Consider the following 12,506-nt stretch of genomic DNA (forward strand, 5'->3'; position numbering starts at 1 on the left):
ATCGCTTGGTATATCCATGATCAAGTGGTTGATCCGTCCGGCCGAGTACACCTCGGTGTGGCAAGACATGCAGGCGTTTACCGCGGCACGGGGCACTGATACGCCAGACGAAGTGTGGTTGTGCGAGCATGCCCCGACCTATACGCTGGGGCAGGCCGGCAAGCCCCAGCATTTGTTGAGCCCGGGGGCGATCCCGGTTGTCATGTGCGATCGCGGGGGCCAGGTGACTTATCATGGGCCGGGCCAAGTCGTCGCGTATTCCCTGTTTGATTTACGTCGCGCAGGCTGGTTTGTGCGTGACTATGTGCGTCAACTCGAAGATGCCGTTATCGACACGTTAAGCGATTTTGGTATCGCACACGCCTGTCGCCAGCCTGGCGCGCCGGGCGTCTATGTGCCGCATCGGTCCACCGGCGATCTGGCCAAAATCGCAGCCCTGGGTATCAAGATTCGTAACGGTTGTGCCTATCACGGTGTGGCGCTGAACGTAAATATGGATCTGTCACCGTTTTTGGGTATCAATCCGTGCGGGTACGAGGGGCTGGTGACCGTCGACATGGCGACTTGTGGGGTGCAACAAGACCTGGTGGTTGTGGGCGATCGCCTGGCTCAGCGCTTGTTGGACGCCTTGCCCGAGCCCCTGTGCGATGCCCCTGAAAGGTTGGCGCGTTAGAATGCTTTTTTCTCTCCGTCCGGTGCCGTATTTTGATGCGCCGGTCATGACGAAGGTGACGAATGTCCACGCTTGAGTCCACTCCCGCTTCCTCGAACGACGCGACTATCGCTGCGCCGGCCCCCTATGACGCCACGCAAAAGCAAAAATCGCAGGCCAAGACCGCCCGTATTCCCATCAAGATCGTGCCGGCCGAACGTCTGAAAAAGCCCGAGTGGATTCGCGTCAGGGCCGCCGCACCGGGCTCGCGCTTTTACGATATCAAGCGCATTCTGCGCGAGCACAACTTGCATACTGTGTGCGAAGAGGCGTCGTGCCCCAATATTGGCGAGTGTTTCGGCAAGGGGACGGCGACCTTCATGATCATGGGCGACAAGTGCACGCGGCGCTGTCCCTTCTGTGATGTGGGCCACGGCCGCCCCGATCCGCTGGATACCAACGAGCCCGAGAATCTGGCACGCACCATTGCGGCCCTGAAGCTCTCGTACGTGGTGATCACGTCGGTCGATCGCGATGATTTGCGTGATGGCGGGGCGGCACACTTTGTTGACTGTATTTCGCGTATCCGCGCCTTGTCGCCTACGACGCGGATCGAAGTCCTGGTACCTGACTTCCGCGGCCGCCTCGAGCGTGCGCTGGCGATTTTGAATGCCGGCCCCCCCGATGTGATGAACCACAACCTGGAAACCGTGCCGCGTTTGTACAAGCAGGCTCGTCCGGGCTCTGACTATGCGCATTCGTTGAAGCTGTTGGCCGAGTTCAAGCAACTGCATCCCGAAGTCCCGACCAAATCAGGCCTGATGCTGGGTCTGGGTGAAACGGACGAGGAAATTCTGCAGGTCATGCGCGACATGCGCGAGCATGGCGTGGACATGCTGACCATCGGCCAGTATCTGCAGCCATCTGAGCACCACCTGCCCGTTTTGCGTTATGTGCACCCCGATACGTTCGCGATGTTTGAACGCGAAGCCTACGCGATGGGGTTTTCCCACGCGGCCGTGGGGGCAATGGTGCGCTCGTCGTACCACGCCGACGAGCAAGCGCATGCGGCTGGGGTGAATTAAAGCTGCTGGTACGCCGCATTGACGAGGCGTTCGACGACGGATGCGACTTGGCCGGCCTCGTTGTCTCGCCATGCGTAGGGATAGGTCTCGTCCATGTAAGTGGACTGGCACATTTCCAGTTGAATGGCGTGAATGTTCTGGTCCGGGGCACCGTATTGGCGGGTGATGTATCCGCCTTTGAAGCGGCCATTGATGGCCCAGGTGTAGGCGTTAACGTTGTCGAGTTGATTACGGATTGCGTCTTCCATCGCAGGGTTGCAGCTCCTGCCGCCTGCTGTGCCGATATTCAGATCCGGAAGTTTCCCATCAAAAAGGCGCGGGATGATGCTGGCGATAGAGTGTGCTTCCCAGACCAATACTTTGTCATGCTTGGCGCGCAAGCGATCAATTTCGTGGCGAAGCTGATCGTGATAGGGCTGCCAATAGTGTTGGCGTCGTGTTTCGCGCTCGGCATCATCGATGGTTTCTGCGCCGTCCAAATATAACGGTTGGCCGTCGAAGGTATGCGTGGGACAGAGGCCAGTTTTGGCTTGTCCTGGGTAGAGGTTCTCGTCATTGGGAGGGCGGTTTAAGTCCACCACGTAACGTGAGTAGCGCGCCCACAAAAACGAGGCGCCGAGCTTTTTGGCAAAGGCGTACAAGCGGTCCAAATGCCAATCCGTGTCGCCAGAGCGTAGACCGAACTCGGTCAATCGGGGTTGTAGGGACCCGGGGATCTGGCTTCCCAGATGCGGAATTGAAATCAGTAGCGGGGCAGTGCCGGCTTCAAAATGGTAAACGTCGCTCATAGATAAAAGGATAGCTTGATTTCAGGGATAGGTCTCGACTGTCGCCAACGTCATCCCAATGCTTTTCGTTACTCGGCCTGTACTCGCGAATGTGGGCTGGTCCAGAACACGTCGCTCATGCCCTGTAGGATATTCAAATGCCGCGCCAAGACGAACATCAAGTCAGATAACCGATTCAGATATTGACGTACCGACGCATTGAGGTTGTGGTGTCGTTCCAGGGTGACTACGGAACGCTCCGCGCGTCGTGCGACCGTGCGAGCGAGATGCGCCAGCGCCGCTGGACGGCAACCGCCTGGCAGAATGAACTCGCGCAGCGGTGGCAGGGCGCCGTTATAGTGCGCCAACCGTTGGTCTAAAAACGCGATCTGAGTAGCGGTCAGCGTTGTGTGGCCAGGGATACATAGCTCGGCGCCCAGGTCGAACAAATCGTGCTGGATGGCGTTCAGATCCGCTTGAACTGGATCAGGTAAGGATTCTGTGCGTAAGAGTCCAATGACGCTGTTGAGCTCGTCGACGTCGCCGAGCGCTGCGACACGCGGCTCGTCTTTGCGAAGCCTGCTGCCATCGCCCAGGCCGGTAGTGCCATCGTCGCCGGTGCGTGTAGCGATGGCCGAAAGTCGATTGCCCATGCGAAAAATCTCTCTAGTCGGTGGTTATATGCGGAAACAGCTTGATAGTGTAGTGCCTGCTGCAGTGCAGCCGGACGCGTTATCCTGTACGGGTATGTAGCGTCGGCGATAGTCGGCGTTTTAGGCCGGTTTCTGGCTGAAGGAGCAATGAATGAAAAAGCTGTCTAGCGTAGCGGGACGAGTGCTGATGGCGTCGAGGCTGGCTCTGGTCGGCCTGGCCTGGCCGACCGCGCACGTACTGGCCGCTGAGCAACAAGTGTCTGCGAAACAGGACGCTACCGCTACTGCAAGTGGCGAGGTGCGGCGGGTAGACGCGGCAGCGGGCAAGGTCGCGATCAAGCATGATGCGATATCGGACTTGGAGCTGCCCGCGATGACGCTGGTGTATCAGGCCAGTCCAGCCCTGCTGACCAACATCAAGCCTGGCGACCGTGTGAGGTTCACGGCCGCGCGCCAGAACAGCAAATATATCGTGACGGCGATCAGTAATTAGTCGCCTTGCGGCCTACCAGTACCGGGTTAGATAGGCCGCTTCGCCGTGATGTCGATTGGATAGTGTCCGCGCGCTACAGCATCTGGTCCAGCTCTTGCACCAGACGCTCATGGAATCGTTCGGGATCCTGGATTTGCGGCGAATGCCCCAATTCCGGGAAAGCCACCAGCCGTGCGCCTGGGATCGCCTGCGCGGTGGCCGGCCCTAGTGCCGCGTAATTGCCCAGCGTCGTGGCGACTTCCGGCGTGGCTGCATCCTTGCCCGGCGCCGTGTTGTCTTGTTCGCCAATCAACAGCAGAGTCGGCACGCGCACCTGGCCGAACTCATGCACCACCGGTTGGGTATATACCATGTCATAAGTCAGGGCCTGGCTCCAGGCGACCTGCTCGCGCCCTTCGCCCTGGACCATACCTGCCGCCATCGTGACCCAGCGGTCATATTCGGGTTTCCAGGTGTCGGCGTAATAGGTGTTCTGCTGGTACTTCTTGATACCCGCGAAGTTTGTCTTCAATTCGCGTTCATACCATTCATCCACCGTGCGATAAGGCACGCCCTTGGCCTTCCAGTCTTCCAGGCCGATGGGGTTTACCATCACCAGGGCGTTGACTTGGTCCGGGTACATCAAGGCGTAGCGCGTAGCCAGCATGCCGCCCATGGAATGGCCCATGATCACCGCACGTTCGATGCCCAGGGACTGCAGCAGGGCATGGGTATTGGCGGCAAGCTGATGAAAACTGTACTGATAGGCGGCTGGCTTGCTGGATTTGCAGAAGCCGATCTGGTCCGGGGCTACTACCCGGTAGCCTGCGCGCGTCAAGGCGCTGATGGTGCCTTCCCAGGTGGCGCCGCAGAAATTCTTGCCATGCAGCAGCACGGCGGTGCGGCCATTGGGGCGTTCAGGCTGAATGTCCATGTAGGTCATGGACAACGACTGGCCTTGCGACGTCAGATTGAATTCACTGACTTGGTAGGGATAGTTGAAACGTTCGAGCCGGGGCCCATAGTCGGGCACGGCGGGCTGGGCGTGAACGCTGGCGGTAACAAAAAGCGTCGCGGCGGCGATGGTGGGTTTGAACATGCGAGCCTTCATTGAACATGAACGAAGTTATGCGACATCCACGCATCACAATGGTTCAGCTTTTTGTCAGTAAATGCCGCGCCTGCATCGACTTGCATTATTTTGATGAGTCTCGCTGCACGAGGCTATGACAAGACAAGCACCGCCACGCCCACGCAGCGGTGCTTCATACGTTACAGCACGTAGCGCGCCAGATCCTGGCTGGCTGCGGCTTCGGACAACTGTTCGTTCACGTAGGCCGCGTCGATCTTGACGTTACGGCCGCTGCTGGCCGTTGCATCGAACGAGAGCTCTTCGAGCAGCTTTTCCATGACGGTGTACAGACGCCGCGCGCCGATGTTTTCGGTGCGTTCATTGACCGAAAACGCCAGTTCGGCCAGGCGTTCGATGCCCTCGGGTGTGAATTCGAGGTGTACGTCTTCGGTGGCCAGCAAGGCGGAATATTGCTTGGTCAGCGAGGCGTCGGTGTCGCACAGGATGCGCACGAAGTCCTGGGCCGAGAGCGATTCTAGTTCGACGCGAATGGGAAAGCGCCCCTGCAGTTCGGGGATCAGGTCAGACGGTCGTGACAGGTGAAACGCACCCGAGGCGATGAAGAGGATGTGATCGGTGCGCACCATGCCGTAGCGGGTGTTGACGGTCGTGCCTTCCACGAGTGGCAGCAGGTCGCGTTGTACACCCTGACGCGAGACATCGGAGCCACTGCTTTCTTGGCGGGTGGCGATTTTGTCGATTTCATCCAGAAAGACGATACCGTTTTGCTCGACGTTGGCAATGGCGACAGTGCGTAGATCGTCTTCGTTGACGCGCTTGGCGGCTTCTTCGTCGACGATGAGCTTGAAGGCCTCTTTGACCTTCATTTTCTTGGGTTTTTTCTTGTCGCGGGCCATGCCGGCGAACATGCCGCGCAACTGCTCGGCCATTTCTTCCATGCCCGGCGGGGTCATGACGTCCATTTGCGGCACCGTCTGGGCGACTTCGATTTCGATTTCCAGGTCGTCGATCGTGCCTTCGCGCAGCCGTTTGCGGAATGTCTGGCGGGCACTGCTGTCCTGGTTGCGTTCGGGTTCGCCAGATGCGCCCCGGGCTGGCGGCACCAGGGCGTCCAGGATACGGTCTTCAGCGGCGTCTTCGGCCTGGGTGCGTACGCGGCGCATTTCGAGCTCGCGCGTTTGTTTGATCGAATATTCGGTCAGGTCGCGAATGATGGTATCGACGTCGCGGCCGACGTAGCCGACTTCGGTGAACTTGGTCGCCTCGATCTTGATGAACGGCGCGTTGGCCAGCTTGGCCAGGCGGCGGGCGATTTCGGTCTTGCCCACGCCGGTGGGGCCGATCATCAGGATGTTTTTGGGGTGGATTTCATGGCGCAGGGGTTCGTCGACCTGTTGGCGACGCCAGCGGTTGCGCAATGCGACGGCCACTGCACGCTTGGCACGGTTTTGGCCGATGATGTATTTGTCGAGCTCGGAGACGATTTCTCCGGGAGTCATAGTGGATGCGGACATGAGCGGAATCCTTGCTGCAGCAACTCGTCGCGGCGGCTATTCGCCTAACGTTTCGACGACGTGGTTCTGGTTGGTGTAAATGCACAAATCGCCAGCGATCTCGAGCGATTGTTTAACGATGTCGGCTGGGGCTAGCTCGGTGTTGCGCAACAGGCCCAGCGCGGCCGCTTGCGCGTAGGCGCCGCCGGAACCAATGGCCGCCAGACCGTGCTCGGGCTCGAGGACATCACCGTTGCCGGTCAGGACCAGGGTGTGTTCGGCATCGGCCACGATCAGCATGGCTTCCAGGCGGCGCAGTACGCGGTCGGTACGCCAGTCGCGGGTCAGCTCGACGGCGGCGCGCATCAGGTGACCCTGGTGTTTTTCGAGTTTGGTCTCGAAGCGCTCTTGCAGCGTAAAGGCGTCGGCGGTGGCGCCGGCAAAGCCTGCCAGAATTTTGTCATGGTAGAGGCGACGGATCTTGCGGGCGGTTCCCTTGATGACGATGTTGCCCAGGGTGACCTGGCCATCACCGCCCAGCGCAACGCGGTTGCCGCGGCGCACGCAGATGATGGTAGTGGCGTGAAATTGTTCCATGCGTTCCTTCCTGTGAAGGTCTGAATTGGGGGCGATGCGCCAGATTTCAAGGTGCCGCCTGCATGACATTATCCCTCTGGATCATGCATAACAAGAAAAAGGGCCACATCGGAAAACCGATGCGGCCCTGGAGAGACAGACAAATAGCGCGGGGGAGGGGTTAGTCTCCGTAGAGCTTTTGACGCATTTCGCGCCGCTCTTGCGCCTCGAGAGAGAGGGTAGCGGTCGGGCGTGCCAACAGGCGGGGGACGCCGATGGGTTCGCCGGTTTCTTCGCACCAGCCATATTCGCCGCTTTCGATGCGGGCAATGGACTGTTGCACTTTCTTGAGCAGTTTGCGTTCGCGGTCGCGGGTACGCAGTTCGAGAGCGTGCTCTTCTTCGATGGTCGCGCGGTCGGCGGGATCGGGCACGAATTGCGTTTCGCGCAAGTGCTCGGTGGTCTCGCCGGCGTTGGCCAGGATGTCTTGTTCGAGTTGCTTGAGTCGTTCTTTGAAGAACGCCAATTGGCGGTCGTTCATATAGTCCGACTCGGGCATGGCCAGCAATTCTACTTCGCTGGGCAGATCAATCGCCGCGTCGCTCGTCGACTTGTTTGATTTTTTGGTTGCTGCCTTGGTAGCCATGAAAACACTCCACTATGAATCGATCCTGGCGCGATGCGCGCGTCGGGATTGCGGCGTTAGCCCGCCAGGCACTGCTCCAAACCCCGGGTGAAAATTTCCTGGGGCAGTTTACGACCGATAAAGACCATCTTGGTAGACGGTTTTTCGGCTGCGGTCCACGGCTTGCCAGGTTCGGCGCCCATCATCATGTGAACACCCTGAAACAACATGCGGCGGTTGATGCCTTTCATGTACAGGATGCCCTTGTAGCGCATGAGGTCGGGACCGTAGACCTGCACCACTCCGCCGAGAAATTCTTCAAGCCGTGCGGGATCGAACGGCTTGTTGGAACGGAATACGAACGCACCGATTTCGTCGTCGTGATGGTGGTGGTGGTGATCGTGAGTTTGACAATGCGCCCCGCATTCGCCTTCGTGGTCATGATCGTGGTCGTGACCATGGTCATGACCGTGCTCATGGGCATGGGCGGCGTCGGGGTGCTCATCGGCCAGGAATTCGGGGTCGATGTCGAGAATGGAGTTCAGGTTAAAGCCACTGATGTCGATGATCGACTTGAGGTCGACTTCGCCAAAATTGACCGGCGTAATGGGCGCGCGCGGATTGATGCGCACCAGGCGGGCGCGTAGCGCCTCGTAGTCGGCTTCGTTGACCAAGTCTTTCTTGGACACCAGGATGCGGTCGGCAAAGCCGACTTGTTTCTGGGCTTCGGACTGGGCGTCGAGCGTCGCCATGCCGTGCTTGGCATCGACCACTGTGACTACCGCGTCCAGGCGGTAGTATTCGGCGATGTCGTCATCCATGAAGAACGTCTGGCACACCGGGCCGGGATTGGCCATGCCGGTGGTTTCCAGGATAACGCGTTCGAAACTGAGCTCGCCCGCTACGCGCTTGGCGCGCAGCTCGGCCAGCGTGCGCATCAGGTCGCCGCGCACGGTGCAGCAGACGCAGCCGTTGCTGAGCTCGATGATTTCTTCGTCGCTGTCTTGTACGAGCAAATCGTTGTCGATGCTCTCGGGTCCGAATTCGTTTTCGATGACGGCAACGCGACGGCCGTGGTATTCGGTCAGGATGCGCTTGAGCAGGGTGGTCTTGCCCGCACCGAGAAAGCCGGTGAGGATGGTGACGGGAACCATTTTGTCCAAATTGCGCTGGGTATTCATGGCAAGGCGGTAAGCTGAAAGCTCCAAGGCGCACGAGTGCGTCCAAGGCGATTAACGACAGGCGGCCGCGGTTGCGACCGGACGCAGGATTACAGCACAGTCGGCGCGGGTGGGCAAACCCCGGGACAACCCCCGGCACCGAACTTTTGTCACCGGTATAAAACGCTACGGTAATCCATCAGATGCAGTTATATGGGGATGTATGTCTGCATTTCAAGTGCGGCAGCCTACTTGACCGGAATAAGTGGCGGCGCAATACGCGCGCGCAGCGGTCGCCGCGACCGTGGGGGACGATTCAGCTGGCTGGCCGTTGTCTCGTGGTTCAGTGTGCGTGGCCGTGATGATGGTGGCCGGCATCCGTCGATTGCTTTTGTTGGCACTGCGGGCACAGGGCACGGATTTCGGTCTCGTGGGTGACCAGGGCAAAGCCGGTCAGGGCCACGCGTTCGGCTAATTGCCGGCTCATCGCGGGGTCGCTGACCTCGGCGACCGCGCCGCAACCCGTACAGACCACGAGCAGATCATGAGGGGCGCCGCCGGCGTCCTGGCAAGCTGTCCAGGCATTCACGGCGTCCAGGCGATGGATCAGGCCTTCGTCCATGAGAAAGTCCAGTGCGCGGTAGACGGTGGGAGGCGCGGCGCCGGGATGTTCGGCGCGCATGGCATCAAGCAACTCGTATGCCTTCAGGCTGCGACCGTGGCGCAGGAGCAATTCCAGCACCTTACGACGTATGGGCGTCAGTCGGCGACCGCGCTGCGCACAGAGCGATTCGGCGATGTTGAGTTGTTCGCCTATGGTGTCAGAGTGGCTAGTGCGGGGCGAGGTGGGCATCACGATCAGGGCGGCGGTGTCAGGCCGGACAGGTAATCCCTGGAAAGTATCAGAAAACAGGCCGTACAGGGAGCAAGGGGTCGATCTTGCTCAGTATTGGTATGATATAACATATCTAAATTAAGTAAATGACGTCGCCTGGCCTATGCGCTGGGCGGCATGACACTGATATGTCTCATATTGTTTCCGCTGCTTCGGCGCGTTCTCATCGTTCCGCGCTGCGAACCTCGGTTTTTTGCCGTTTGGGCATCGCGGCGGTGGTGGCAGTGATCCTGTGGATGTTGACGGGGTGGGCGCTGGACTGGCGGTGGATCGGGGCGTGAACGGCATGGCAATTTCTACCCGCGAGGCAGGCGCGAGCGTATCGGTCGATGAACCTGTGATCGCGTTGCGTGATGCGGCTTTTGGCTGGCGGGGGCAGGCGGCCGTGCGGGCGGTGACCGGACATTTTGACCGAGGATCGATGACGGCGATCGCGGGGCCCAACGGCGCCGGCAAATCCACCTTGATCAAAGGCATGGTCGGGCTCATGCGCCCCATGGCCGGCCATCTGCATATCAGCCGTGCCGAACGCCACCGCCTGGCCTGGCTGCCACAGGCCGCGGAGGTCGATCGCTCGTTTCCGATCACGGTGCTGGACATGGTGGCCATGGGCGCGTGGCGGCGAGTTGGCGCGTGGCGCCGTTTTAGCCGAGCAGAAACGCAACGCGTCTGGCAGGCGTTGGAGACGGTGGGGCTGGCCGACGAGGCGGGCCGTATGGTGGGTGTCCTGTCGGGTGGGCAAATGCAACGGGCGCTATTTGCCCGGTTGATGCTACAGGATGCGCAAGTGCTGTTGTTGGACGAGCCTTTCGCCGCCGTCGACAGCCATACCGCGGACGCCTTGATGCAATTGCTATGTATGTGGAATCAGGAGGGCCGCACGGTGATTGCCGTGCTGCACGATTTGGCGATGGTACGCGCGTATTTTGCGCGGTCGTTGCTGCTCGCCGGACGGCAGGTTGCCTGGGGGCCGACGTCCGAGGCGTTGACGCCCGGCAATTTGGCGACGGCGCGTGGCGCGCTCGAGGAGTGGTTGTGATCGAACGTTGTCGGCATAGGCTGCGGGACGCGATATTCGATGTCGCAGGGAGTGTCGCATGACTGGGCTGGATTGGGTCGTGACGCCGTTTATTGACTATGCCTTTATGCGTCGCGCGCTGGCGGGGACGTCGGCGGCAGCGGTGGGCGCTGCGCCTTTGGGGGTGTTTTTGGTGCTGCGGCGAATGAGTCTGATGGGTGACGCGATGTCGCACGCGATTCTCCCCGGGGTGGCTGCCGGTTTTTTGCTTTCGGGCCTGTCACTATGGGCAATGCTGCTGGGCGGGTTGATGACCGGTTTGCTGGTCGCTGTACTGGCGGGTGTCGTGGCTCGGCTGACCCCATTGCGGGAAGACGCCAGTTTCGCGGCGTTTTATCTGATTTCGTTGGGGCTGGGGGTGTTGCTGGTATCGATGCGGGGTTCGAACATGGACCTGTTGCACGTCTTGTTTGGCACGGTGCTGGGTCTGGATGATGCGGCGCTGTTGTTGGTGACGAGTGTGGCGAGTGTGACGCTGCTCGCGATGGCGATGTGGTATCGGGTGCTGGTGGCCGAGTGTTTGGATGCGGGCTTTCTGCGGGCCTGCGGCGGTCGTGGCACGCTGGCGCATATGGTCTTTCTGATCATGGTCGTCGTAAATCTGGTGGCGGGGTTTCAGGTGCTGGGCACCTTGATGGTGGTGGGCATGATGATGTTGCCCGCGGCGGCCGCGCGGTTCTGGTTGTCGACTGTTGCAGGACAGATTGTTCTCGCGGCGGTGATAGGGATCGGGTCGGGTATCTCCGGCCTGTTGATTTCGTATTACTACAACCTGCCAGCGTCACCCGCCATCATTTTGGCGGCGGGTCTGGCGTATTTGATTTCTGTGGTTTGCGGGCCGCAGGGTGGGCTATTGCATGGCCTGATTGCGCATGGCCACGCAACGTTTTCGCTAAAGGAAAAATGATGCATAACAATTTTGTCGCACAGGCGCGGCGCCGTGTTTTGACGCTGTTGATGTTGGGAGCCGTTGGCGTATGCGCGCCGGCCGTGGCGCAAAGCGCCGAACCTCTGCGCGTCGTCGCCAGTTTTTCGGTGCTGGGCGATATGGTGCGTGAGATCGGTGGTGACGATGTGTCGGTGACGACCCTGGTCGGTCCCGATGGCGATGCCCATTCGTATGAGCCCACGCCAGCCGCGGCGCGTCAGTTGAAAGACGCGGCTGTGTTGGTCGAAAATGGACTGGATTTTGAAACGTGGCTGCCCCGCTTGGCCAAGGCCGCGGATTTTTCAGGCGCCAAGATCGTTGCCACCGCCGGGATTACGCCGCGCAAGATGGCTGAGTCAAAGTCAGAGTCAGCGCACGCGGGTAGCCATCACCAAGCCGATGGTGACGATCATGATCATGACGGTCACGATCATGACGCGCATGATCACGATCACGACACGCACAAGCACGACGATCACCATCACCACCATCATGGCGATCAGGACCCTCACGCTTGGCAAAGCCTGAAGAACGGCGCCGTCTACGCCCACAATATTGCCGAGGGTCTGGCCGCGGCCGATCCGTCGCATGCGGCGAGCTATCGTCAACGCGCTCAAGCCTATATCGCGCGCATCGACGCATTGGACGCTCGGATCCGGAAGATCTTTGCTGCGATTCCGGCCGAGCGCCGTCAAGTCGTCAGCTCGCACGACGCGTTCGGCTATTTTGGGGATGCCTATGGTGTGCGATTCATCCCCGTGGCAGGGTTGTCGACCGACGCGGAGCCTTCGGCGGCCGACATGGCACGCATTATTGAGCAGGTCAAGCGCGAGCATGTGTCCGCCGTCTTTGTCGAGAACATCAGCAACCCTGCCTTGGTTCGGCAGATTGCACGCGAAACAGGGGCCCGTGCCGGTGGTACGCTCTATTCCGATGCGCTGGCCCCATCCGGGCAACCGGCGGCGACTTATTTAGGAATGTTTGAATGGAATGCTCGTCAGTTGGCCGACGCCTTGCAGCCGCAATAAT

General features: G+C 59.9%; 15 protein-coding genes. 7 read left to right on the plus strand and 8 right to left on the minus strand.

All coding sequences use genetic code 11. The features are described from left to right. Positions 1-16 precede the first annotated feature (16 nt). Both lipB and lipA read left to right on the plus strand, forming a co-directional pair. Positions 17-673 carry a lipoyl(octanoyl) transferase LipB gene (gene lipB / locus ACYVDM_RS02770; protein WP_415791047.1) on the plus strand — a complete coding sequence of 219 codons (657 nt, stop codon included), beginning with the start codon at positions 17-19 and terminating at the stop codon, positions 671-673. Between the two features lie 62 nt (positions 674-735). Further along, entirely contained in the window at positions 736-1,737 is a 1,002-nt protein-coding gene (lipA, locus tag ACYVDM_RS02775) for a lipoyl synthase (protein WP_415791045.1), read from the plus strand. Here the strand turns inward: lipA and hutG are convergent. Next, a complete protein-coding gene (gene hutG / locus ACYVDM_RS02780; protein ID WP_415791043.1) occupies positions 1,734-2,525 on the minus strand; it encodes an N-formylglutamate deformylase in 792 nt (263 codons plus the stop codon). The two genes, lipA and hutG, sit on opposite strands and share 4 nt — an antisense overlap. Before the next feature lie 68 nt (positions 2,526-2,593). After that, on the minus strand, positions 2,594-3,157 hold the full coding sequence (locus ACYVDM_RS02785; protein WP_415791041.1) for a cob(I)yrinic acid a,c-diamide adenosyltransferase: 564 nt from the start codon (positions 3,155-3,157) through the stop codon (positions 2,594-2,596). Positions 3,158-3,308: 151 nt separating this feature from the next. On the opposite strand from ACYVDM_RS02785, the gene ACYVDM_RS02790 reads away from it, so the two are divergent. Further along, positions 3,309-3,650, plus strand: a complete 342-nt coding sequence (locus ACYVDM_RS02790; protein ID WP_415791039.1) for a copper-binding protein — start codon at positions 3,309-3,311, stop codon at positions 3,648-3,650. Between the two features lie 73 nt (positions 3,651-3,723). Here ACYVDM_RS02790 and ACYVDM_RS02795 read toward each other — a convergent pair whose 3' ends face one another. The 6 genes from ACYVDM_RS02795 to ACYVDM_RS02820 all read right to left on the minus strand — a co-directional run bounded on the left by ACYVDM_RS02795 (position 3,724) and on the right by ACYVDM_RS02820 (position 9,429). Beyond that, the gene (locus ACYVDM_RS02795) at positions 3,724-4,728 is read right to left on the minus strand and encodes an alpha/beta fold hydrolase (RefSeq protein WP_415791037.1); all 1,005 of its coding nucleotides are present in this window, start codon (positions 4,726-4,728) and stop codon (positions 3,724-3,726) included. Between the two features lie 173 nt (positions 4,729-4,901). After that, the gene (gene hslU, locus ACYVDM_RS02800; RefSeq protein WP_415791035.1) at positions 4,902-6,236 is read right to left on the minus strand and encodes an ATP-dependent protease ATPase subunit HslU; all 1,335 of its coding nucleotides are present in this window, start codon (positions 6,234-6,236) and stop codon (positions 4,902-4,904) included. A gap of 36 nt (positions 6,237-6,272) precedes the next feature. Then, on the minus strand, positions 6,273-6,812 hold the full coding sequence (gene hslV, locus ACYVDM_RS02805) for an ATP-dependent protease subunit HslV (RefSeq protein WP_415791033.1): 540 nt from the start codon (positions 6,810-6,812) through the stop codon (positions 6,273-6,275). Positions 6,813-6,972: 160 nt separating this feature from the next. Next, positions 6,973-7,437: an RNA polymerase-binding protein DksA gene (dksA, locus tag ACYVDM_RS02810; protein ID WP_415791031.1), complete on the minus strand. Its 465-nt coding sequence runs from the start codon at positions 7,435-7,437 to the stop codon at positions 6,973-6,975. Positions 7,438-7,493: 56 nt separating this feature from the next. After that, positions 7,494-8,597 carry a CobW family GTP-binding protein gene (locus tag ACYVDM_RS02815; RefSeq protein ID WP_415791029.1) on the minus strand — a complete coding sequence of 368 codons (1,104 nt, stop codon included), beginning with the start codon at positions 8,595-8,597 and terminating at the stop codon, positions 7,494-7,496. A gap of 322 nt (positions 8,598-8,919) precedes the next feature. Next, entirely contained in the window at positions 8,920-9,429 is a 510-nt protein-coding gene (locus ACYVDM_RS02820; protein WP_415791027.1) for a Fur family transcriptional regulator, read from the minus strand. 170 nt (positions 9,430-9,599) lie between these two features. Between ACYVDM_RS02820 and ACYVDM_RS02825 the strand changes: the two genes are divergently transcribed. From ACYVDM_RS02825 to ACYVDM_RS02840, 4 genes are read left to right on the plus strand one after another with little or no spacing between them, the layout of a single operon-like run. Continuing rightward, the gene (locus ACYVDM_RS02825) at positions 9,600-9,752 is read left to right on the plus strand and encodes a hypothetical protein (protein ID WP_415791025.1); all 153 of its coding nucleotides are present in this window, start codon (positions 9,600-9,602) and stop codon (positions 9,750-9,752) included. A 5-nt stretch (positions 9,753-9,757) separates the two neighbouring features. Then, positions 9,758-10,510 (plus strand): metal ABC transporter ATP-binding protein, encoded by a 753-nt coding sequence (locus ACYVDM_RS02830; RefSeq protein WP_415791023.1) that lies wholly within the window; start codon positions 9,758-9,760, stop codon positions 10,508-10,510. Positions 10,511-10,568: 58 nt separating this feature from the next. After that, positions 10,569-11,456 carry a metal ABC transporter permease gene (locus ACYVDM_RS02835; RefSeq protein ID WP_415791021.1) on the plus strand — a complete coding sequence of 296 codons (888 nt, stop codon included), beginning with the start codon at positions 10,569-10,571 and terminating at the stop codon, positions 11,454-11,456. Beyond that, positions 11,456-12,505 (plus strand): metal ABC transporter substrate-binding protein, encoded by a 1,050-nt coding sequence (locus tag ACYVDM_RS02840; RefSeq protein ID WP_415791450.1) that lies wholly within the window; start codon positions 11,456-11,458, stop codon positions 12,503-12,505. The genes ACYVDM_RS02835 and ACYVDM_RS02840 overlap by 1 nt, the downstream gene beginning before the upstream one ends. The last annotated feature ends 1 nt before the right edge of the window (position 12,506 follow it).

Source organism: Bordetella tumulicola (assembly GCF_054779135.1).

What these genes read in the sequence shown, in the direction of transcription:
- ACYVDM_RS02795 (WP_415791037.1), bottom strand. Translation starts at nt 4,728, where the DNA reads ATGTTCAAACCCACCATCGCCGCCGCGACGCTTTTTGTTACCGCCAGC.
- ACYVDM_RS02835 (WP_415791021.1), top strand. Translation starts at nt 10,569, where the DNA reads ATGACTGGGCTGGATTGGGTCGTGACGCCGTTTATTGACTATGCCTTT.
- hslV (WP_415791033.1), bottom strand. Translation starts at nt 6,812, where the DNA reads ATGGAACAATTTCACGCCACTACCATCATCTGCGTGCGCCGCGGCAAC.
- lipA (WP_415791045.1), top strand. Translation starts at nt 736, where the DNA reads ATGTCCACGCTTGAGTCCACTCCCGCTTCCTCGAACGACGCGACTATC.
- ACYVDM_RS02825 (WP_415791025.1), top strand. Translation starts at nt 9,600, where the DNA reads ATGTCTCATATTGTTTCCGCTGCTTCGGCGCGTTCTCATCGTTCCGCG.
- ACYVDM_RS02830 (WP_415791023.1), top strand. Translation starts at nt 9,758, where the DNA reads ATGGCAATTTCTACCCGCGAGGCAGGCGCGAGCGTATCGGTCGATGAA.
- ACYVDM_RS02785 (WP_415791041.1), bottom strand. Translation starts at nt 3,157, where the DNA reads ATGGGCAATCGACTTTCGGCCATCGCTACACGCACCGGCGACGATGGC.
- dksA (WP_415791031.1), bottom strand. Translation starts at nt 7,437, where the DNA reads ATGGCTACCAAGGCAGCAACCAAAAAATCAAACAAGTCGACGAGCGAC.
- ACYVDM_RS02820 (WP_415791027.1), bottom strand. Translation starts at nt 9,429, where the DNA reads ATGCCCACCTCGCCCCGCACTAGCCACTCTGACACCATAGGCGAACAA.
- hutG (WP_415791043.1), bottom strand. Translation starts at nt 2,525, where the DNA reads ATGAGCGACGTTTACCATTTTGAAGCCGGCACTGCCCCGCTACTGATT.
- ACYVDM_RS02815 (WP_415791029.1), bottom strand. Translation starts at nt 8,597, where the DNA reads ATGAATACCCAGCGCAATTTGGACAAAATGGTTCCCGTCACCATCCTC.
- lipB (WP_415791047.1), top strand. Translation starts at nt 17, where the DNA reads ATGATCAAGTGGTTGATCCGTCCGGCCGAGTACACCTCGGTGTGGCAA.
- ACYVDM_RS02840 (WP_415791450.1), top strand. Translation starts at nt 11,456, where the DNA reads ATGCATAACAATTTTGTCGCACAGGCGCGGCGCCGTGTTTTGACGCTG.
- hslU (WP_415791035.1), bottom strand. Translation starts at nt 6,236, where the DNA reads ATGTCCGCATCCACTATGACTCCCGGAGAAATCGTCTCCGAGCTCGAC.
- ACYVDM_RS02790 (WP_415791039.1), top strand. Translation starts at nt 3,309, where the DNA reads ATGAAAAAGCTGTCTAGCGTAGCGGGACGAGTGCTGATGGCGTCGAGG.